This window comes from Arthrobacter sp. KUASC02 (assembly GCF_059739395.1).
In genome coordinates, this window is record NZ_AP046053.1 from 1,499,660 (window position 1) to 1,518,119 (window position 18,460).

Sequence of the window (18,460 nt, forward strand, 5' to 3'; positions counted from 1 at the left end):
AGGGATCGGAAGGCCTGACGGCCGTCTGAGACTTATCAACAGCCCCGCTGCGTGCATATCGCAGCGGGGCTGTTTTTTGCTAGAGTTATTCCAATCGCTGGATAAACCATGGAGTGCTCCGTCGGAGATATTCCGTTGGTGGCGATGACACCGAAAGGAATAACTCGATGTGGTCTGCCCTCATGACGCCACTGGTCATCATTGCCGCCGTCCTTCTCATCTCGTCCCGCCGGTCCATCCGTCAACTTAAGGCTGCGAACCATGATGCCTACGGCAGCGGCTTTAGGGCCGGGCATGTCCAAGGCTGGCATGAAGGCGTTGCCGCGGTGTCAGCCCGGCATGCGGCCGGCACCGGGTCCCCGACTTCGCCCGAAAGTGCGGCAAGCCTTGACGGGCTGGCAGTGCAACAGCCCCTCGAAGCGGTCCATCATGTGACGGTGGCCGCGCGCCCCGCTGCTGCGGAGCCGGCTGCCGAGGAGCTTCCCTTGATGGAGTCGCCCGCGGAACGCCTGGCCAGAAAGGACAAACGTGAACGGCAGAACATCAACACCACGCTGTATGTCGCCAGCCTGTTGCTGGTGGCGGCGGGGGCACTCTTTGTGGGCACCAGCCTGCCGGCCGCCCTGCGTTTTGCTGGCGTTTGCCTGATCACGGCTCTCTTCTACGGTGTTGGGCTAGCGCTTCATGCCAAAGCGCCGAGGCTTCGGCCTGCCGCCGTTGCCTTCGCCGGCACCGGGCTGGCGCTGGTGCCCGTCGCTGGCCTGGCGATGTACAACTTTGGCGTGCAGGATGCCGGCCTGGCATGGCTCCTGACGTCGCTGGCTGGAACGCTGGCATATGTGGTTGCCGCCATCCGGCTCGAAAGCCGGGTGCTGGTGTACCTGTCGTTCACCTTCGTAGCCTCGACGGCGTGGTCCGGGGTGTCCGTACTCGGCGCTCCGCTGGTGTGGTACTTCGCGGCCGTGATCGGTTTAGCGGTGGCGTTCACAGTGGTGACGCTGGTCAAGCCCGGGTGGATGGCACCCTTGTTCCTGCGTCCGATCATCATCCTCGACCCATTCCTGGTTCCTGCCGTGGCCTTGGCAACTGTGGTTCTGCCGTTGGGTCTGGAGCGCAGCGACTTCGCCCTGATCATGGCACTCTGTGGAGCGTACTTCGCCACAGCCGCATTGGTGCGCGGCGCCAGCCACCGGCTATTGAAGATGCACGGTGCGCGACTGGCCATGACCGTTGCGGCGTCCGCGTGGGCCTGGCATCTCACAGGTGCTGCCGCCTGGGGACTGTTCACCGCTGCGTCCCTTCTGGCTGTGCAGTCCGTGGCCGTTGCCGCGGCCTCGGTGCCTCTGCAGCGCTGGTCCCCGGCCCGGGGAGGCAAGCAGCACTGGAACGCGGACTCGTTCATCACACTCGGGTCCCAACTGGTCCTGGCGTTCGCCATGCTCGTTCAGGTTCCCGGCAACCTGGAGGACCTGCTGCTCTGGGTAGTCGTGACCGGCGCCGCCGCTGGGATGTACATCGCAGTGAAAGCCGGGGGAGCCGCCGAATGGGCACCGCCGGCAGCACTGGCAACGGGCATGGCGGCCGGGGTGCAGCTGGGCCCCTGGCTGGTCTTCAACCTGCTCGCCGCAGCAACACTTTTCTGGGCTGTGCGCTCGGTTGCTTCCCATTCACCGCTGCTCCCGCACTTCATCCTTGCCGCACGGATAGCCGGGACCCTGGCCGTTCCTGTGCTGACCACCGCACTGATGGACGGGAGCCGCGACGCGCCCGCTGCGGCCTTCTTCTGCCTGTCGCTCGCCCTGGTGGTCCAGCAGCTGGCATCCGCCGCGGCCGAGCGGGCGGGTGCAGCGGCTCTGGTACCCGTCCCAACCCTGGTAGGTTTCACTGCTGCCGGTGCCTTGTGCCTGATCGCTTTGGCCATCACGGACGCCACGGCAGGGAATCTGTTTTCGACCATTGCCCTGGTGGTCCAGACACTGGTTTCACTGGCCGTGGGCGTCCTACTGCTTCCGGTGTCCGCCACGGACGTTCCCTGGCAGCCAACGGTAGCCGAGTGGCTGCCCCTGGCAGTGTCGGCAACAGCCTTCCTGACGGCCAACGCCGGCGTCTCATCAGGCCTGGCCACCGGCCTCCTGTTCCCCCTTTTCCTCTACTTGGCAGCCTCAGGGATGAGGTCTGCCGGCATTGACCGGCGCTGGGCCTACTGGTGGATGGCCAGGGCAGCGGCAACCCTCCTCGTGGCGATGGCATACCGCGAGCTTCAGCAGTCATCCGGACCGGTGGTGTTCGCTGGCGAGGACATCTCACTGGCAAGCGTCCTGATCGCCGCACTGGCGGCCCAGCTCGTGTTCCCGCTTGTCGCCGCAACGCGCCGTCGCGCCCCCGATGCGGTGGTTGCCGACGTCGCACTGGTCCTCGTGTTGCAGACCGTCATCCTTGCCCTGGCCCGGATCCTGCAGCCCGGGGCGGCTGCCGGAAACACGGGGGACTGGCAACAAACCCTGGCCTTGGCCGTTATGGCACTCAGCGCTGCTGCGTCCGGTTATGTGTTCCGGGAACTGCCTGCCGCGGCGGCCTTCGCGCCGTCTGTGCTGGCAGTCCTGCTCGTCTGCAGCGGCGGCCGTTGGGCCGACGTCGAGCTTGTGCTGGGGATCTTCGCTGTTTACAGCGCGGTCATGGTTGCCGCAGCGGAACCGAGGCAGGCGAAGGGGGCATACTTTGCCTTCGCCCGCATTCTCACGGCGGCGCTAGCGATTGTCTTCACGTACGACGTCACCGCCTCCGGCACGGCCGTATCACTGAGTTTCGCTGGCGTCCTTGCCTTCCAGCACGTGGTCCGTTGGGTCATGCGGCACCGGCTGGAGCAGGTTCCCTTCCAGGAAGCGGCCGTGTGGTTGACCCTGGGGGCGCAGGCACTGCTTCCCGTGGCCTACATACTCCAAGGCGCCGGGGTGTCCGCCATCCAGGATGCCGAGGGCGGGCGGGGCGTTGTCCTCGCCGAGCTGGTGTTGTTGCTTCTGAGTGCGGTCGCGGCCCACCGGCTGTTCGGCGCACGCGGCGCCCTCTACCTTGGTGTTTACGGGGGCGTGTTCGGCGTCGTGGCGGCGGGACCGGCGCTGAAGTTCGGGGCCGGAACCCTCCTGGAGGCTCCGCTGCTGAGCTGGGACGGAGTCCCCCTGACGCTGCTCGCGGCGTCACTGGCATTCAGCGCCTGGGAGATCGGCCGACGATTGCGGCGCGCCGAGCGGCAAGGCGCAGATCCGGTGGCCCGCTGGTTCTGGCTGGCAGGGGCGGCCGTTCCTGTCACAACGGCTCTGCTGACCGCCGGTCCGGCGGCGGAATGGATTATCGGCGCTGCCCTCCTGGTTTTGGCCGTTACCGGATTCACGTCCTCGCACACGGAACGCGCACCGCTCCTCTACCTGCCGGCCGCGGCGCTTGTGCTGGCAGGCGCCACGTTGATTGCCGGCACCCTGTTCCCCGGCGTGCAGGGGGTGTGGGCGGCTTATCTCCCGTGGCTTGCGGGTTGCGGGCCGGCAGCGCTGGTCCTCTACGGGGCCAGCTTCGCGTTCAGGAAACAAGATGGAGTGCGGCGGCGGGCATTGGTCAGCGCCGGGGCGCTTGGGCTGGCAGCGGCTGCCCTAGCCGGCTTCAAGAGCGATGCGACCTCTCTCATGGCGGCCCTGCTGGTTGCCGTGACCGTGGCTGCGATCGTGCGGGAAGTTCCGGACGGGATGCGGAGAGTGGCCTCTGAAATCGGCGCATTCGTGGTGACCGTTGCAGTGCAGCGTGCAGTGCTCGTCACGGATGGCCACCTGCAGGCCCCGTTCTGGGCCGTGCAGTGGTACGTCGGACTGGCCGCAGGATTGGCGGCGCTTCGCTTCGCAGCCGGATCCAGGACGGCGGGACGCACCCTGTTGGCTTCCGGCGCCACGCTGCTTGGGCTCAGCGGTCTGGGCATACTGTGGAGCGGGTCGGGGAGTCAGCAACTGTGGGTTTTGGCCTTGCACGCTGCACTGCTGTTGTCCGGGCTGCTCATGGCGGAGCGGATGTTCGTCTGGTGGGGTGCGGCCGGAGTGTCCCTGTGCCTGGTGTGGGCCCTTCGGTCCTACACCTTCGTTCTCCTGGCGCTGATCGCCGTCGGACTGATCGCCTTCGCACTGTGGAAGCTGGCACGGGCCGAGCCCGTGGAGCCTGCCCATGAATCGCCGCTGCCGGAAGGGCCGCCGGCTCCCGACCGGCGGCAGGAAATTTCCTAGCAAAGCCTTGGTAGGGTTGCTGACAACGAAAGGACAGCATCATGGAATGGTTAATCTTCCTTCTGGTCGCCGCGGCAGTCGTTGCCGGCGTGTTTTGGGCGAAGAAGCACTTCCGCCAGGAAATCGAGCGGGCAAAGCGCATCAACCGGGCCAACAAGAACAAGTAGGCCCTAAATCAGGCCTTTCGTGCCCTGCTGAGAGCCTGGAACCAGTAGAAGGATTCCTTCGGCGTCCGCTCCAGCGTGTCAAAGTCCACGTGGACCAGCCCGAAGCGCTGCGAGTAGCCGGCGGCCCACTCAAAGTTGTCCAGCAGGGTCCACACGTAGTAGCCCAGAAGTTTTACGTCCTCGGCGAGGCCGCCGGGTGACGTGGCGGCCAGTGCATGGTTCAGGTGGCCCGCCAGGTAGTCGATCCGGTTGGTGTCCGGAATGGGACCGGACACGTGTTCCGGTTCCGGGAAACTTGCGCCGCTCTCGGTGATGTACAGCGGCGGCAGTGCGTCGCCGTACCGGTCCTTCATCTCGCGCAGCAGCACCCCGATGTGGTCAGGGGCCACGGGCCAGCCGAAGCCGGTCAGGTCATACTCGGGGAACGCCGCCAAATGGAAGGGCACCCGGGCCATGGCTTCGGCCGTGCCGGCAGGGCTGTCGGCCGGCCCCCGCCCCGTGGCGACCTTGACCGGGTAGTAGTAGTTGAGGCCGTAGAAGTCGATGGGTTGGTGGATGTTCCGGAGGTCGGCATCCTTGGCCCCGGACAGGATCCGGAACCATGGCCTGGCGAGCAGCGGCGGCTTCGGATACTTGCCGAGCAGGATGGGGTCCGCATACACCCGGTTCAGCATCAGGTCGAAAACCTTGGCCAAAAGCCTGTCGGTGAGTTTGCCTGAAGCAGGGCGCACGGGGGAGTGCAGGTTGGTCACCCCGACAGTACCGACCACACCGGCTGCGCGCAGGGCCTGCACGGCAAGTCCGTGGCCCAGCAACTGGTGGTGCACCGCCGGCAGCGCATCAAAGAGCAGGTCATGGCCGGGAGCATGCACACCCAGGGCGTAACCGTTGAGCGTCACCGACACCGGTTCGTTCAGCGTGACCCATTGCGCCACGCGATCCCCGTAGCGTTCACCGGCCACGGCACTGTATTCGGCGAAGCGTTCCGCGGTTGTGCGGTTCAGCCAGCCGCCACTGTGCTCGAGCGGCAGGGGAGTGTCCCAGTGGTACAGCGTGGCCATCGGTGAGATGCCGGCGTCAAGCAGTTGATCGATCAGCCGGTCATAGAAGTCCAGGCCCTGGCTGTTGAAGGGGCCGCGGCCGTCCGGCTGGATTCGGGGCCAGGAAATGGAGAAACGGTACGAGTCAACGCCCAGGTCGCGCATCAGGGCAACGTCTTCGCCGGAGCGGTTGTAGTGGTCGCAGGCGACAGCAGGGGAATGGCCGTCCATGATGCTGCCCGGTTTCTCGGCGAAGGCGTCCCAGCCGGAGGGTCCGCGGCCGTCCGCCTTGAGGGATCCTTCGATTTGGAACGCGGCGGCGGCCACACCCAGGATGAAATCCGGGTCCAGCCGCTCGGCCAGGCTCTGCAACGCCGCAGAGTTCTGCACAGTCATGCCCCTATCATCCATTCGACCGTTGCTGAAGGCAATGACCCGGGAAGCCGGCGGCCGCACGCTGCCCTGGATGGCGTGATTCGCTTCTGCCCGCAAAATCCGGCATACTAGATGAGTTGTTCAAGCGCTCCTTCGCGTCCCGATCCGGATAATGCCGGGTGTCAGGGTCCAAGTAGGAGCCCAAACATAACTCACTCCCCACGGAACTGCGGACGAGTACGCGTGCACAGCGCGACACGCCCGACCGCGGGGGTCGGTTACGCCGGCAGGTTGAGGAACCCGGATTCTTCCGGATTCAGCTTGTGCGGCGGGTGGTAGTTAAGACTTCAAATGCTTCGGCAGCCACACAACGCGTAAGTAAACAGGGCAGCCCCAAACAGGGGAAGCACAGACTGAAAGAGAGTCAGGCGACATGGCGGGACAAAAAATCCGCATCCGGCTGAAGTCATATGACCACGAGGTCATTGACGTTTCAGCACGGAAGATCGTTGAGACGGTCACGCGCGCAGGCGCAACGGTAGTTGGCCCCGTGCCCCTGCCGACGGAGAAGAACGTGTACTGCGTTATCCGCTCTCCGCACAAGTACAAGGACAGCCGCGAGCACTTTGAAATGCGCACGCACAAGCGTCTGATCGACATCATCGACCCCACGCCGAAGGCTGTTGACTCGCTTATGCGTCTCGACCTGCCCGCCGACGTGAACATCGAAATCAAGCTGTAGGGAGGTGCTGAGAGACTATGACCGCAACCCGTAACGTAAAGGGCCTGCTGGGCACGAAGCTCGGCATGACCCAGGTCTGGGACGAGAACAACAAGCTCATCCCCGTCACTGTTGTCCAGGCTGACTCAAACGTCATCACCCAGCTGCGTAACGCAGACGTTGATGGCTACGTCGCCGTTCAGATCGGCTACGGCCAGATCGATCCCCGCAAGGTCACCAAGCCGCTGGCTGGTCACTTTGAAAAGGCAGGCGTCACGCCTCGCCGCCACGTTGTCGAACTTCGTACCGCAGATGCTGCTGAGTACGAGCTGGGCCAGGAGCTCTCTGTTGAGGTCTTCGAAGCCGGACAGAAGATCGACGTCGTTGGCACCACCAAGGGTAAGGGCTTCGCCGGTGTTATGAAGCGTCACGGCTTCCACGGCGTTGGAGCTTCCCACGGTGCACACAAGAACCACCGTAAGCCCGGTTCAATCGGTGGCGCATCCACCCCGAGCCGCGTCTTCAAGGGCATGAAAATGGCCGGCCGTATGGGCGCCGTTCGTCACACCACGCTGAACCTCACGGTTCACGCAGTTGACGTCGAGAAGTCGCTGCTCCTCATCAAGGGCGCCGTTCCCGGTGCCCGCGGCCAGGTCGTCCTCGTACGCACCGCCGTGAAGGGAGCCTAGTTCAATGACTAGCACTGTCAAGGTTGACCTGCCTGCAGAGATCTTCGACGTACAGACCAACGTGCCGCTGCTGCACCAGGTCGTCGTTGCACAGCTCGCTGCTGCTCGCCAGGGTACCCACAAGACCAAGACCCGCGCTGAAGTTTCCGGTGCAGGCCGTAAGCCGTTCAAGCAGAAGGGCACCGGCCGCGCCCGTCAGGGTTCAATCCGTGCTCCTCACATGACCGGTGGTGGCGTTGTCCACGGCCCGACCCCGCGTGACTACAGCCAGCGGACCCCCAAGAAGATGATTGCTGCTGCACTGCGCGGCGCATTGTCTGACCGCGCCCGTAACGGCCGCATCCACGTTGTCGCTGAACTGGTAACCGGCACCAAGCCGTCCTCCAGCGCCGCACTGGCAACGCTGCGCGGCGTGTCCGAGCGCAAGAACCTGCTCGTTGTCATCGAGCGCGCCAACGATGTTGCTGCACTGTCCGTGCGCAACCTCGCAGATGTTCACGTTCTGTACGCAGACCAGCTGAACACCTACGACGTGCTCGTCTCTGACGACGTAGTCTTCACCAAGGCTGCCTACGAGGCATTCGTTGCCGCCAAGGCAAAGAACGAGGAGGATGCCAAGTGAGTGCAGCCACCATCAAGGACCCGCGCGACGTCGTGCTTGCACCCGTCGTATCGGAAAAGAGCTACGGCCTGATCGATGAGGGAAAGTACACCTTCCTGGTGGACCCCCGCTCGAACAAGACCGAGATCAAGCTGGCCGTGGAGAAGATTTTCTCCGTCAAGGTCGAATCGATCAACACCATCAACCGTGCCGGTAAGCGCAAGCGCACCAAATTCGGCTGGGGTACCCGCAAGAACACCAAGCGTGCAATTGTGAGCCTCAAAGAAGGCACAATCGACATCTTCGGCGGTCCGCTCTCGTAGCGGAGACCACTTTAACGAGGAAATAAATTATGGGAATCCGTAAATATAAGCCGACTACCCCGGGCCGTCGCGGCTCGAGCGTAGCGGACTTCACTGAAATCACGCGGTCGACGCCGGAAAAGTCGTTGGTACGTCCCCTCCCGAAAAAGGGTGGCCGTAACAACACCGGTAAGATCACGACCCGTCACAAGGGTGGTGGCCACAAGCGCCAGTACCGTCTGATCGACTTCCGTCGCCACGACAAAGACGGCGTCAACGCCCGCGTTGCCGAAATCGAGTACGATCCGAACCGCACGGCTCGCATCGCCCTCCTGCACTACGTTGATGGCACCAAGCGTTACATCATCGCCCCGAACAAGCTGTCCCAGGGTGACGTAGTTGAAGCAGGTGCCAGTGCTGACATCAAGCCCGGCAACAACCTGCCGCTGCTCAACATCCCGGTCGGTACCGTAATCCACGCAGTTGAACTGCGTCCGGGTGGCGGCGCCAAGATGGGCCGCTCCGCCGGCGCATCGATCCAGCTCGTTGCAAAGGAAGGCCGCTTCGCCCAGCTGCGTCTGCCTTCCGGCGAAATCCGCAACGTTGACGTGCGCTGCCGCGCAACGATCGGCGAGGTCGGCAACGCCGAGCAGTCGAACATCAACTGGGGCAAGGCCGGCCGCATGCGCTGGAAGGGCGTTCGCCCGACCGTCCGTGGTGTCGCGATGAACCCGGTTGACCACCCGCATGGTGGTGGCGAGGGTAAGACGTCCGGTGGACGTCACCCCGTCAACCCGAACGGTAAGCGCGAAGGCCGCACCCGCCGTCCCAACAAAGAGAGCGACAAGCTTATTGTTCGTCGCCGTCGTACTGGCAAGAACAAGCGATAGGAGCCTGGACACATGCCACGCAGCCTGAAAAAAGGTCCTTTCGTTGACCAGCACCTCTTTGTAAAGGTGGACAGGGAAAACGAAAAGGGCACCAAGAACGTCATCAAGACCTGGTCCCGCCGTTCGATGATCATCCCCGACATGCTCGGGCACACGATCGCCGTTCACGACGGACGCAAGCACATTCCGGTGTTTGTCACCGAGTCGATGGTCGGGCACAAGCTCGGCGAATTCGCTCCCACGCGGACATTCCGCGGCCATGTCAAGGACGACCGTAAGGGCAAGCGCCGCTAGGCGCCTGCACTTACGTCAAAGACGAGAGAAGGAAAGCAATGGAAGCCAAGGCAATTGCGCGTCACATCCGCGTAACGCCTATGAAGGCCCGGCGCGTCGTCAACCTTGTTCGTGGTAAGCAAGCGAACGAGGCTCTGGCAATTCTGAAGTTTGCCCCCCAGGCAGCTTCTGAGCCGGTATTCAAGGTAGTTCAGTCGGCAATCTCCAACGCCCGGGTCCTCGCGGACCGCGACGGCGTGGCGTTTGACGAAGGTGACCTCATCATCAGCGAAGCGTTTGTTGATGAAGGCCCGACCATGAAGCGGTTCCAGCCGCGTGCCCAGGGTCGTGCATTTCAGATCAAGAAGCGCACGAGCCACATCACCGTGGTAGTCGCTACCCCGGAGAAAGAGGAGGCTCGCTAAGTGGGACAGAAAGTTAACCCGCACGGGTTCCGACTCGGCATCACCACCGATCACGTATCGCACTGGTTTGCTGACAGCACCAAGGCCGGCCAGCGGTACAAGGACTTCGTTCGCGAAGACATCCGTATCCGCCAGCTCATGTCCACGGGCATGGAGCGCGCCGGTATCGCCAAGGTCGAAATCGAGCGCACCCGCGACCGTGTCCGTGTGGATATCCACACGGCACGTCCGGGCATCGTCATCGGCCGCCGCGGTGCTGAAGCAGACCGCATCCGCGGCGAGCTCGAAAAGCTCACCGGCAAGCAGGTTCAGCTGAACATCCTCGAGGTCAAGAACCCCGAGATGGAAGCACAGCTTGTTGCCCAGGGCGTTGCAGAGCAGCTGACTTCCCGCGTGGCCTTCCGCCGTGCAATGAAGAAGGCAATGCAGTCCGCACAGCGCGCCGGTGCCAAGGGCATCCGTATCGCTTGCTCCGGTCGACTGGGTGGCGCTGAAATGTCCCGCTCGGAGTTCTACCGCGAAGGCCGTGTGCCCCTGCACACCCTCCGCGCGAACATCGACTACGGCTTCTACGAAGCCAAGACCACCTTCGGCCGCATCGGCGTGAAGGTCTGGATCTACAAGGGTGACGTCACCTCCAAGGAACTGGCTCAGCAGGCAGCTGCTGCTCCGTCCCGCGGCCGTGGTGCCAGCGATCGTCCGGGCCGCCCGGGTGGCGCTGACCGTGGTGACCGCCGTCGTCGTACGGAGCGTCCGGCAGCCGAGGCAGCACCTGCTGCCGAAGCTCCGGCAGCTGAGGCAGCACCTGCTGCTGCAGAAGGAGGACAGGCTTAAATGCTTATCCCACGTCGAGTCAAGCACCGTAAGCAGCACCACCCGGGTCGTTCCGGCGCTGCTACGGGCGGCACCAAGGTCTCCTTCGGTGAGTGGGGTATCCAGGCTCTGAGCCCGGCATACGTCACCAACCGTCAGATCGAGTCTGCCCGTATCGCGATGACCCGCCACATCAAGCGTGGCGGCAAGGTCTGGATCAACATTTACCCGGACCGTCCGCTGACGAAGAAGCCTGCTGAAACCCGCATGGGTTCCGGTAAGGGTTCTCCGGAATGGTGGGTCTCAAACGTCAAGCCGGGCCGGGTTCTCTTCGAACTCTCCGGTGTCAGTGAAGAGGTAGCTCGCGAGGCCCTGCGCCTGGCAATCCACAAGCTGCCGTTGAAGGCACGCATTGTGCGTCGCGAAGGTGGTGAGTAGAAATGGCAGTAGGATCCAAGGAACTTGCATCCGCACAGCTGGACGGTTTCGACAACGAGCGTCTCGTTGAAGAACTCCGCAAGGCCAAGGAAGAGCTGTTCAACCTGCGTTTCCAGTCCGCCACCGGTCAGCTGGAGAACCACGGTCGTCTGCGCGCGGTAAAGAAGGACATCGCCCGCATCTACACCGTTCTCCGTGAGCGCGAGCTGGGCATTCGTGCCGAGGTTGCCGCACCGGTTGTGGAAGCCAAGGAAGAAAAGAAGTCCAAGAAGGCTGCAACCAAGAAGGCTGACAAGGCTGAAACGGTTGAGACCGAGGAGGACGCCAAGTGAGTGAAAAGGACGAGAACGTGACGGAAACTGTTTCCGACGCAGCCAAGGCTGACGAGCGCGGTTACCGTAAGACGAAGCGCGGCTACGTCGTCTCGGACAAGATGGAAAAGACCATCGTTGTCCAGGTCGAAGACCGCGTGAAGCACGCCCTCTACGGCAAGGTCATCCGCCGCAACGCCAAGATCAAGGCACACGACGAAGAGAACAGCGCCGGCATCGGCGACCTCGTGCTCCTCGCCGAGACCCGCCCGCTCTCCGCTACCAAGCGGTGGCGTCTGGTCGAGATCCTCGAGAAGGCCAAGTAACACCTGCAGAAATGCAAGAAACCCCCGTTCCCCCTTGTGGGAGCGGGGGTTTCGCCGTCTGCGGGCGGGTGCGGGTCCGTGCCAGCGTCACGCGGAGCATCCTTTTGGTGACCGTCCGACGGCGGCGGGCCAGATTTCCGGGGGAGTGGGGCCTCGGGCGGGCCAACAGTCTGCCGTGCGTGACGCCGTCGTCCGTTATTGCCGCGGTGCGCCAAAAGAGGGCCGGGTCTGCCTGCGCCGGCACCTCGGCTGTGATATGGGGATTCGCCCAAAACGTGCTAAGATTTTGAGTTTGTATGGCGCCGTTCGTGCGCCGTCATCAACCTCGTAAACAATCGTGCCACGGCATAGTGCCCCCTTGCGCCCCGATCCGTCGGAATCGCCTGGGAAGCAAATGTTTTTGGCACGGGAGTTTAGGCCTGGTCTGGCAAAATCCAGGCAGGTCAAGAGACACCCCGATCAACCGTTCCGCAAGGCTCATTCCGTAGGAAGATTTTCGGTCTGAGAACCAGCGCGACGCAAGGAGTAAATAGTGATTCAGCAGGAGTCGCGACTCAAGGTCGCCGACAACACGGGTGCTAAGGAAATCCTTACCATTCGCGTTCTCGGTGGATCTGGCCGTCGCTACGCAGGCATTGGCGACGTCATCGTCGCTACCGTCAAGGACGCAATTCCGGGCGGCAACGTAAAGAAGGGCGATGTCGTCAAGGCTGTCATCGTCCGTACCAAGAAGGAACGCCGCCGTGCGGATGGTTCCTACATCAAGTTTGACGAGAACGCAGCTGTGATCCTGAAGAACGACGGTGACCCCCGCGGTACCCGTATCTTCGGACCGGTTGGTCGTGAACTTCGTGACAAGAAGTTCATGAAGATCGTTTCTCTGGCTCCGGAGGTGCTCTAGTCCATGGCTAAGATCAAGAAGGGTGACCTCGTTCAGGTCATCACTGGCGCCAAGGCTGAGCGCGGCGGCGACAAGGGCAAGCAGGGCAAGGTTCTGCGCGTATTCCCCGAGACCAACCGCGTGTTGGTTGAAGGCATTAACCGCGTAACCAAGCACACCAAGGTCGGTCAGTCGCAGCGCGGCACCAAGACCGGTGGCATCGAGGTCGTTGAGGCTTCCATCCACATCTCCAACGTGGCCCTGGTTGACCCCTCCACCAAGAAGCCCACCCGCGTCGGTTTCCGTACCGAGACCGTTGAGCGCAACGGCAAGCAGCGTGAAGTGCGCGTACGCGTGGCCAAGAGCTCCGGGAAGGACATCTAATGACTGAGACTCTCGAGACTCCGGCAAGCAAGATCGTTCCTCGTCTGAAGACCAAGTACGCGGATTCCATCAAGAGCACGCTCATCGAGGAATTCAAGTACGAGAACGTCAACCAGGTTCCCCGTCTGGTCAAGGTCGTTGTGAACATGGGTGTTGGAGATGCCGCCAAGGACTCCAAGCTGATCGACGGCGCTGTCCGTGATCTCACCCTGATCACCGGTCAGAAGCCGCAGGTAACCAAGGCCCGTAAGTCGATCGCACAGTTCAAGCTGCGCGAAGGCATGCCCATCGGTGCACACGCAACTCTGCGTGGAGACCGCATGTGGGAATTCCTGGACCGTCTGGTAACGCTGGCACTGCCGCGTATCCGTGACTTCCGGGGCCTCAGCGGCAAGCAGTTTGATGGCAACGGCAACTACACCTTCGGTCTGACCGAGCAGGTTATGTTCCACGAGATCGACCAGGATTCCATCGACCGCGTTCGCGGTATGGACATCACCGTCGTGACCACTGCCAAGACCGACGACGAAGGCCGCGCGCTGCTCAAGGCGCTTGGTTTCCCGTTCAAGACCGAAGCTTAATCTAGCTACATAGAAGGTCCGGCCTTGCCGCGTCCCCACGGGGATGGCAGGGCGGAAACCGTTATGAGGAAGGGCAAGAGCCCAACATGACCATGACAGATCCCGTCGCAGACATGCTTACGCGTCTGCGCAACGCAAACTCGGCATACCACGACACCGTGACTATGCCGTACAGCAAGCTCAAGGCACGCGTTGCCGACATCCTGAAGGCTGAAGGTTACATCGCCTCCTGGAAAGAAGAAGACGCTGAGGTTGGCAAGAAGCTGACCCTCGAGCTCAAGTTCGGTCCGAACCGCGAGCGTTCAATCGCTGGCGTTCGTCGTATTTCCAAGCCGGGACTCCGCGTTTACGCGAAGTCCACCAACCTGCCGCACGTGCTCGGTGGCCTGGGTGTCGCAATCCTGTCCACCTCTTCCGGCCTCTTGACTGACAAGCAGGCCGGCAAGAAGGGCGTGGGCGGCGAAGTCCTCGCTTACGTCTGGTAACGGGAAAGGAAGAGAATAATGTCACGTATTGGACGTCTCCCCATCACCGTTCCTGCCGGCGTTGAGGTCAAGGTTGACGGCTCTGTCGTCAGCGTCAAGGGTTCCAAAGGCGAGCTGAGCCACACTGTGGCCAGCCCGATCGAGGTCACCCTGGAAGATGGCACCCTGACTGTCGCCCGCCCGAACGACGAGCGCGCTTCGCGTTCGCTGCACGGCCTGACCCGCACCCTGATCGCCAACATGATCCAGGGTGTCACCGCAGGCTACGAGAAGAAGCTTGAGATTGTCGGTACCGGTTACCGCGTCCAGGCCAAGGGTTCTGACCTGGAGTTCGCTCTGGGCTACAGCCACCCGGTCAACGTCTCGGCACCGAACGGCATCACCTTTGCAGTAGAGACCCCGACCAAGCTCTCTGTTTCAGGTATCTCCAAGCAGCAGGTCGGCGAGGTTGCTGCCAACATTCGCAAGCTGCGGAAGCCGGACCCCTATAAGGGCAAGGGCATCCGCTACGCCGGCGAAGTCATCCGCCGCAAGGTCGGAAAGGCTGGTAAGTAACCATGGCCATCTCAATTAACAAGAAGCGTACGAACAAGAGCAAGTCTGCCCAGCGCAGCCGCCGCCAGCTTCGTATCCGCAAGCGCATCTCCGGTACGGCTGTACGTCCGCGTCTGGTCGTCAACCGTTCCGCACGCCACGTATTCGTCCAGGTTGTCGATGACAGCAAGGGCCTGACCGTAGCGAGCGCGTCCACTCTGGAAGCCGACCTTCGTGCATTCGACGGTGACAAGACCGCCAAGGCCAAGCGCGTGGGCGAGCTCGTCGCCGAGCGTGCCAAGGCTGCCGGTATCGAAGCAGTTGTCTTCGACCGCGGCGGTAACAAGTACCACGGCCGGATCGCCGCCGTCGCTGACGGCGCACGTGAAGGTGGGCTGTCACTGTGACCGAAAATAACGAAAAGGACATTCAGGTGACTGAAGCTGTAGCTGCTCCGGCAACTGAGACCGCTGCGCCTGCTACCACCGACGACCGCCGTGGTGGCGCTCGTCGTGGCGAGCGTGGCGACCGCGGCCAGGGCCGTGGCGACCGTGGTGGCCGTGGTGGCCGCGATGGTGGCCGCGAAGCCGAAAAGAGCCAGTTCGTAGAGCGCGTTGTAACCATCAACCGCGTTTCCAAGGTCGTCAAGGGTGGTCGTCGCTTCAGCTTCACCGCACTCGTCGTCGTCGGTGACGGCAACGGTATGGTCGGCGTCGGCTACGGCAAGGCCAAGGAAGTTCCCGCCGCCATCGCGAAGGGCGTTGAAGAGGCCAAGAAGTCCTTCTTCCGCGTTCCCCGCATCGGCAGCACCATCCCGCACCGCGTTCAGGGTGAAGCCGCTGCAGGCGTCGTTATGCTGCGTCCGGCTTCCGCCGGTACCGGTGTTATCGCCGGTGGCCCGGTCCGTGCAGTACTGGAGTGCGTGGGCATCCACGACATCCTCTCCAAGTCGCTCGGTTCCTCCAACGCCATCAACATCGTTCACGCGACCGTTGATGCACTGAAGCGCCTCGAAGAGCCGGCAGCAGTGGCAGCACGCCGCGGCCTCCCGCTCGACGAGATCGCTCCGGCCGCAATGGTGAAGGCACTCATGAACCAGAAGGCAGGTGTCTGAGTCGTGGCTAAGAACCTGATTCCCTCCGACACTCAGTTGGAGATCACTCAGATCAAGTCCGCCATTGGCGGCAAGCAGAACCAGCGCGACACCCTTCGGTCCCTCGGCCTGAAGCGGATCGGACACACCGTTGTCCGCACCGCCGACGCCGTGACCGTCGGAATGCTCAACACGGTTCCGCACCTGGTAAAGGTAGAGGAGGCGAAGTAAATGGCAGAGAAGAACACCGCCGAAAAGGCACAGGGCGCCGCTGCTGAGAAGCAGAACGCACTGAAGGTTCACCACCTGCGTCCCGCCCCGGGTGCCAAGACCGCCAAGACCCGTGTTGGTCGTGGTGAAGGTTCCAAGGGTAAGACCGCTGGTCGCGGTACCAAGGGTACGAAGGCCCGCTACCAGATCAAGGCTGGCTTTGCCGGCGGCCAGCTACCGCTGCACATGCGCCTGCCGAAGCTGCGCGGCTTCAAGAACCCGTTCCGGGTCGAGTTCCAGGTTGTAAACCTGGACAAGCTCAACGAGCTGTTCCCGGAAGGTGGCGCAGTCACCGTGGAGAACCTGGTCGAAAAGGGTGCGGTTCGCAAGAACCAGCCCGTCAAGGTGCTGGGCACCGGCGACATCACCGTCAAGGTTGACGTCACCGCCCACGCATTCTCGGCCAGCGCCGCAGAAAAGATTGCAGCAGCAGGCGGAAGCACCACCGCCCTCTAATAAGAGGCGGCGGAGCATACGCTCGTTGTAGGAACTCCCGGTACCCGGGGCTTCGGCCCTGCGTACCGGGAGTTTTTTCTCATTTGGACCCTCACCGATTGTTCGCACGGCGCATCAACCCGTTAGACTCGGTTGTTGGGTTTATTGACCTATCTCACACGACTTTATTTACTCATCAGGAGGACGCTTGCTTAGCGCATTTGGCCGGGCCTTTCGCACGCCTGATCTGCGACGCAAGTTGTTGTTCACGCTGGGAATCATCACAATCTTCCGCTTGGGTGCCTTCATCCCCTCGCCTGGTGTGAACTACCAGAATGTCCAGCAATGCTTGCAGAGCGGTCAGACCTCGGGCGGGATCTACCAGCTCGTCAATCTGTTTAGCGGCGGTGCGTTGCTACAGGTGTCCATCTTCGCCCTGGGCATCATGCCGTACATCACGGCGAGCATCATCGTCCAGCTGTTGCGCGTGGTCATTCCCCGCTTCCAGGAGCTGTACGAAGAGGGCGCCTCGGGGCAATCCAAGCTGACGCAGTACACGCGTTACCTGACCATCGCATTGGGCCTGCTGAACGCCACGACGCTGGTGTCGCTGGCTCGTTCCGGCCAGTTGCTGCCCAACTGCCAGTTGGACATCATCCCCGATGCGAGCGTCATCACCACGATCCTGATCATCATCACCTTGACGGCCGGCACCGGCCTGATCATGTGGATGGGCGAGCTCGTCACCGAGAAGGGTGTGGGCAACGGCATGTCGCTGCTCATCTTTACCTCGATCGCTGCCAGCTTCCCGACCTCCCTGGGCGCCATCTGGACCTCGCAGGGTCCCGGCACCTTCTTCATGGTCCTGGCCATCGGCCTGCTCACCGTGGCCCTTGTGGTCTTCGTGGAGCAGTCCCAGCGCCGCATTCCGGTGCAGTACGCCAAGCGCATGATCGGCCGGCGCACTGTGGGCGGCACCAGCACGTACATCCCCATCAAGGTGAACATGGCCGGCGTCGTGCCCGTCATCTTTGCCTCCTCGATGCTGTACCTGCCGGGCCTGATCTCACAGTTCAACCAGCCCAAGCAGGGCGAACAGATGGCACCGTGGGTTGAGTGGATCAACAACAACCTCACCCGTGGCGACCACCCCATCTACATGGCACTTTATTTCGCCATGATTGTTTTCTTCACCTACTTCTATGTCGCAATCACTTTCAATCCTGAAGAGGTTTCCGACAACATGAAGAAGTACGGCGGCTTCATCCCGGGTATCCGGGCCGGTAAGCCGACGGCGGACTATCTGCAGTACGTCCTTTCCAGGATCACCCTGCCCGGCGCCCTCTACCTGGGCTTCGTGGCATTGATCCCGCTGGTCGCCCTGGTCCTGATCAACGCCAACCAGAACTTCCCGTTCGGTGGAACCTCGATCCTGATCATGGTGGGCGTGGGCCTGGAAACGGTCAAGCAGATTGACGCGCAGCTACAACAACGTCACTACGAAGGGCTTTTGCGATGACGAGAATGCTGATTATTGGACCCCCGGGTTCAGGCAAGGGAACGCAGGCGGATCGGATCTCCGAGCGCCTCGGCGTCGTTGCGATCTCCACCGGCGATATCTTCCGCGCCAACGTTAAGGGTGAGACGCCGCTGGGCGTCGAGGCCAAGAAGTACATGGATGCCGGCGATTTCGTGCCGGACAGCGTCACCAACAAGATGGTGCGCGACCGCCTGAGCGAGGACGACGTCGAAAACGGCTTCCTCCTGGACGGTTACCCGCGCACCACCGCACAGGTGGACTACCTCGATGAGATCCTCGCCAACGGTGAGCAGAAGCTGGACGTCGTCCTGCAGCTGACCGCCGATGACGAGGAACTGGTTACGCGCCTCCTGGGCCGTGCCAAGGAGACCGGGCGCAGCGACGACAATGAAGCCGTCATCCGCCACCGTCTGGACCTCTACCACGAGCAGACTGAAGCCGTTGTGGCCAAGTATGCCGAGCGCGGCATCCTGACCCAGGTTGACGGCATCGGCGGCATCGACGAGGTCACCGACCGCGTCATGCAGGCCATCAAGGCAGCACAGGCAGCCTGATCCAGGATTTGCCGGATTCCTGCGTCTGACTGCAGACCCGGCTCGCCTCCAGTGCCTTGAAGGGCGCGTCCCGT

The 18,460-nt window shown here is 62.5% G+C and carries 25 protein-coding genes; 24 read left to right on the plus strand and 1 reads right to left on the minus strand.

The genetic code is table 11. The features are described 5' to 3' along the window. Window positions 1-167: 167 nt before the first annotated feature. The gene (locus AC6JAC_RS06850; RefSeq protein WP_497964052.1) at window positions 168-4,259 is read left to right on the plus strand and encodes a hypothetical protein; all 4,092 of its coding nucleotides are present in this window, start codon (window positions 168-170) and stop codon (window positions 4,257-4,259) included. Between the two features lie 41 nt (window positions 4,260-4,300). Next, the gene (locus AC6JAC_RS06855; RefSeq protein ID WP_268760402.1) at window positions 4,301-4,426 is read left to right on the plus strand and encodes a hypothetical protein; all 126 of its coding nucleotides are present in this window, start codon (window positions 4,301-4,303) and stop codon (window positions 4,424-4,426) included. An 8-nt stretch (window positions 4,427-4,434) separates the two neighbouring features. On the opposite strand, the gene AC6JAC_RS06860 is transcribed toward AC6JAC_RS06855, so the two are convergent. Next, window positions 4,435-5,862 (minus strand): GH1 family beta-glucosidase, encoded by a 1,428-nt coding sequence (locus tag AC6JAC_RS06860; protein WP_028269582.1) that lies wholly within the window; start codon window positions 5,860-5,862, stop codon window positions 4,435-4,437. Window positions 5,863-6,274: 412 nt separating this feature from the next. Between AC6JAC_RS06860 and rpsJ the strand changes: the two genes are divergently transcribed. From rpsJ to AC6JAC_RS06970, 22 genes are all read left to right on the plus strand, one after another. Beyond that, a complete protein-coding gene (rpsJ, locus tag AC6JAC_RS06865; protein ID WP_003803825.1) occupies window positions 6,275-6,583 on the plus strand; it encodes a 30S ribosomal protein S10 in 309 nt (102 codons plus the stop codon). A gap of 17 nt (window positions 6,584-6,600) precedes the next feature. Then, the gene (gene rplC, locus AC6JAC_RS06870) at window positions 6,601-7,251 is read left to right on the plus strand and encodes a 50S ribosomal protein L3 (RefSeq protein WP_011692809.1); all 651 of its coding nucleotides are present in this window, start codon (window positions 6,601-6,603) and stop codon (window positions 7,249-7,251) included. A 4-nt stretch (window positions 7,252-7,255) separates the two neighbouring features. After that, window positions 7,256-7,873 carry a 50S ribosomal protein L4 gene (gene rplD / locus AC6JAC_RS06875; protein WP_028269581.1) on the plus strand — a complete coding sequence of 206 codons (618 nt, stop codon included), beginning with the start codon at window positions 7,256-7,258 and terminating at the stop codon, window positions 7,871-7,873. Then, window positions 7,870-8,175 (plus strand): 50S ribosomal protein L23, encoded by a 306-nt coding sequence (rplW, locus tag AC6JAC_RS06880; RefSeq protein ID WP_018773664.1) that lies wholly within the window; start codon window positions 7,870-7,872, stop codon window positions 8,173-8,175. Before rplD ends, rplW begins: the two co-directional genes overlap by 4 nt. A gap of 29 nt (window positions 8,176-8,204) precedes the next feature. Beyond that, entirely contained in the window at window positions 8,205-9,044 is an 840-nt protein-coding gene (gene rplB, locus AC6JAC_RS06885; RefSeq protein WP_028269580.1) for a 50S ribosomal protein L2, read from the plus strand. Window positions 9,045-9,056: 12 nt separating this feature from the next. Then, window positions 9,057-9,338, plus strand: coding sequence for a 30S ribosomal protein S19 (rpsS, locus tag AC6JAC_RS06890; RefSeq protein WP_011692805.1), 282 nt, complete (start codon window positions 9,057-9,059; stop codon window positions 9,336-9,338). A gap of 38 nt (window positions 9,339-9,376) precedes the next feature. Next, the gene (gene rplV, locus AC6JAC_RS06895; RefSeq protein ID WP_003803798.1) at window positions 9,377-9,742 is read left to right on the plus strand and encodes a 50S ribosomal protein L22; all 366 of its coding nucleotides are present in this window, start codon (window positions 9,377-9,379) and stop codon (window positions 9,740-9,742) included. Beyond that, a complete protein-coding gene (rpsC, locus tag AC6JAC_RS06900; RefSeq protein ID WP_028269579.1) occupies window positions 9,743-10,576 on the plus strand; it encodes a 30S ribosomal protein S3 in 834 nt (277 codons plus the stop codon). Beyond that, a complete protein-coding gene (gene rplP / locus AC6JAC_RS06905) occupies window positions 10,577-10,993 on the plus strand; it encodes a 50S ribosomal protein L16 (protein ID WP_011692803.1) in 417 nt (138 codons plus the stop codon). Between the two features lie 2 nt (window positions 10,994-10,995). Further along, the gene (rpmC, locus tag AC6JAC_RS06910) at window positions 10,996-11,325 is read left to right on the plus strand and encodes a 50S ribosomal protein L29 (RefSeq protein ID WP_011692802.1); all 330 of its coding nucleotides are present in this window, start codon (window positions 10,996-10,998) and stop codon (window positions 11,323-11,325) included. After that, window positions 11,322-11,630, plus strand: coding sequence for a 30S ribosomal protein S17 (gene rpsQ / locus AC6JAC_RS06915; protein WP_051628707.1), 309 nt, complete (start codon window positions 11,322-11,324; stop codon window positions 11,628-11,630). Before rpmC ends, rpsQ begins: the two co-directional genes overlap by 4 nt. A gap of 532 nt (window positions 11,631-12,162) precedes the next feature. Next, window positions 12,163-12,531: a 50S ribosomal protein L14 gene (rplN, locus tag AC6JAC_RS06920; protein ID WP_003803789.1), complete on the plus strand. Its 369-nt coding sequence runs from the start codon at window positions 12,163-12,165 to the stop codon at window positions 12,529-12,531. A 3-nt stretch (window positions 12,532-12,534) separates the two neighbouring features. Then, the gene (rplX, locus tag AC6JAC_RS06925; RefSeq protein WP_028269577.1) at window positions 12,535-12,894 is read left to right on the plus strand and encodes a 50S ribosomal protein L24; all 360 of its coding nucleotides are present in this window, start codon (window positions 12,535-12,537) and stop codon (window positions 12,892-12,894) included. After that, window positions 12,894-13,475 carry a 50S ribosomal protein L5 gene (rplE, locus tag AC6JAC_RS06930; protein WP_011692799.1) on the plus strand — a complete coding sequence of 194 codons (582 nt, stop codon included), beginning with the start codon at window positions 12,894-12,896 and terminating at the stop codon, window positions 13,473-13,475. Before rplX ends, rplE begins: the two co-directional genes overlap by 1 nt. Window positions 13,476-13,561: 86 nt before the next feature. Next, window positions 13,562-13,960 (plus strand): 30S ribosomal protein S8, encoded by a 399-nt coding sequence (rpsH, locus tag AC6JAC_RS06935; RefSeq protein WP_011692798.1) that lies wholly within the window; start codon window positions 13,562-13,564, stop codon window positions 13,958-13,960. Window positions 13,961-13,978: 18 nt separating this feature from the next. Continuing rightward, on the plus strand, window positions 13,979-14,515 hold the full coding sequence (rplF, locus tag AC6JAC_RS06940; RefSeq protein WP_028269576.1) for a 50S ribosomal protein L6: 537 nt from the start codon (window positions 13,979-13,981) through the stop codon (window positions 14,513-14,515). Window positions 14,516-14,517: 2 nt separating this feature from the next. Further along, the gene (gene rplR, locus AC6JAC_RS06945; protein ID WP_028269575.1) at window positions 14,518-14,901 is read left to right on the plus strand and encodes a 50S ribosomal protein L18; all 384 of its coding nucleotides are present in this window, start codon (window positions 14,518-14,520) and stop codon (window positions 14,899-14,901) included. Between the two features lie 26 nt (window positions 14,902-14,927). Further along, window positions 14,928-15,608: a 30S ribosomal protein S5 gene (rpsE, locus tag AC6JAC_RS06950; RefSeq protein WP_197024890.1), complete on the plus strand. Its 681-nt coding sequence runs from the start codon at window positions 14,928-14,930 to the stop codon at window positions 15,606-15,608. Between the two features lie 3 nt (window positions 15,609-15,611). Beyond that, on the plus strand, window positions 15,612-15,818 hold the full coding sequence (rpmD, locus tag AC6JAC_RS06955) for a 50S ribosomal protein L30 (RefSeq protein WP_028269574.1): 207 nt from the start codon (window positions 15,612-15,614) through the stop codon (window positions 15,816-15,818). After that, window positions 15,819-16,313, plus strand: coding sequence for a 50S ribosomal protein L15 (rplO, locus tag AC6JAC_RS06960; protein WP_051628706.1), 495 nt, complete (start codon window positions 15,819-15,821; stop codon window positions 16,311-16,313). A 187-nt stretch (window positions 16,314-16,500) separates the two neighbouring features. After that, window positions 16,501-17,811, plus strand: coding sequence for a preprotein translocase subunit SecY (secY, locus tag AC6JAC_RS06965; RefSeq protein WP_028269572.1), 1,311 nt, complete (start codon window positions 16,501-16,503; stop codon window positions 17,809-17,811). 5 nt (window positions 17,812-17,816) lie between these two features. Beyond that, entirely contained in the window at window positions 17,817-18,386 is a 570-nt protein-coding gene (locus tag AC6JAC_RS06970) for an adenylate kinase (protein ID WP_197024889.1), read from the plus strand. The last annotated feature ends 74 nt before the right edge of the window (window positions 18,387-18,460 follow it).

Bases quoted from the DNA above. Each gene is read 5' to 3' on its own strand.
- AC6JAC_RS06850 (WP_497964052.1), top strand. From the start codon at position 168: ATGTGGTCTGCCCTCATGACGCCACTGGTCATCATTGCCGCCGTCCTT.
- AC6JAC_RS06855 (WP_268760402.1), top strand. From the start codon at position 4,301: ATGGAATGGTTAATCTTCCTTCTGGTCGCCGCGGCAGTCGTTGCCGGC.
- AC6JAC_RS06860 (WP_028269582.1), bottom strand. From the start codon at position 5,862: ATGACTGTGCAGAACTCTGCGGCGTTGCAGAGCCTGGCCGAGCGGCTG.
- rpsJ (WP_003803825.1), top strand. From the start codon at position 6,275: ATGGCGGGACAAAAAATCCGCATCCGGCTGAAGTCATATGACCACGAG.
- rplC (WP_011692809.1), top strand. From the start codon at position 6,601: ATGACCGCAACCCGTAACGTAAAGGGCCTGCTGGGCACGAAGCTCGGC.
- rplD (WP_028269581.1), top strand. From the start codon at position 7,256: ATGACTAGCACTGTCAAGGTTGACCTGCCTGCAGAGATCTTCGACGTA.
- rplB (WP_028269580.1), top strand. From the start codon at position 8,205: ATGGGAATCCGTAAATATAAGCCGACTACCCCGGGCCGTCGCGGCTCG.
- rpsS (WP_011692805.1), top strand. From the start codon at position 9,057: ATGCCACGCAGCCTGAAAAAAGGTCCTTTCGTTGACCAGCACCTCTTT.
- rplV (WP_003803798.1), top strand. From the start codon at position 9,377: ATGGAAGCCAAGGCAATTGCGCGTCACATCCGCGTAACGCCTATGAAG.
- rplP (WP_011692803.1), top strand. From the start codon at position 10,577: ATGCTTATCCCACGTCGAGTCAAGCACCGTAAGCAGCACCACCCGGGT.
- rpmC (WP_011692802.1), top strand. From the start codon at position 10,996: ATGGCAGTAGGATCCAAGGAACTTGCATCCGCACAGCTGGACGGTTTC.
- rplX (WP_028269577.1), top strand. From the start codon at position 12,535: ATGGCTAAGATCAAGAAGGGTGACCTCGTTCAGGTCATCACTGGCGCC.
- rplE (WP_011692799.1), top strand. From the start codon at position 12,894: ATGACTGAGACTCTCGAGACTCCGGCAAGCAAGATCGTTCCTCGTCTG.
- rpsH (WP_011692798.1), top strand. From the start codon at position 13,562: ATGACCATGACAGATCCCGTCGCAGACATGCTTACGCGTCTGCGCAAC.
- rplF (WP_028269576.1), top strand. From the start codon at position 13,979: ATGTCACGTATTGGACGTCTCCCCATCACCGTTCCTGCCGGCGTTGAG.
- rplR (WP_028269575.1), top strand. From the start codon at position 14,518: ATGGCCATCTCAATTAACAAGAAGCGTACGAACAAGAGCAAGTCTGCC.
- rplO (WP_051628706.1), top strand. From the start codon at position 15,819: ATGGCAGAGAAGAACACCGCCGAAAAGGCACAGGGCGCCGCTGCTGAG.
- AC6JAC_RS06970 (WP_197024889.1), top strand. From the start codon at position 17,817: ATGCTGATTATTGGACCCCCGGGTTCAGGCAAGGGAACGCAGGCGGAT.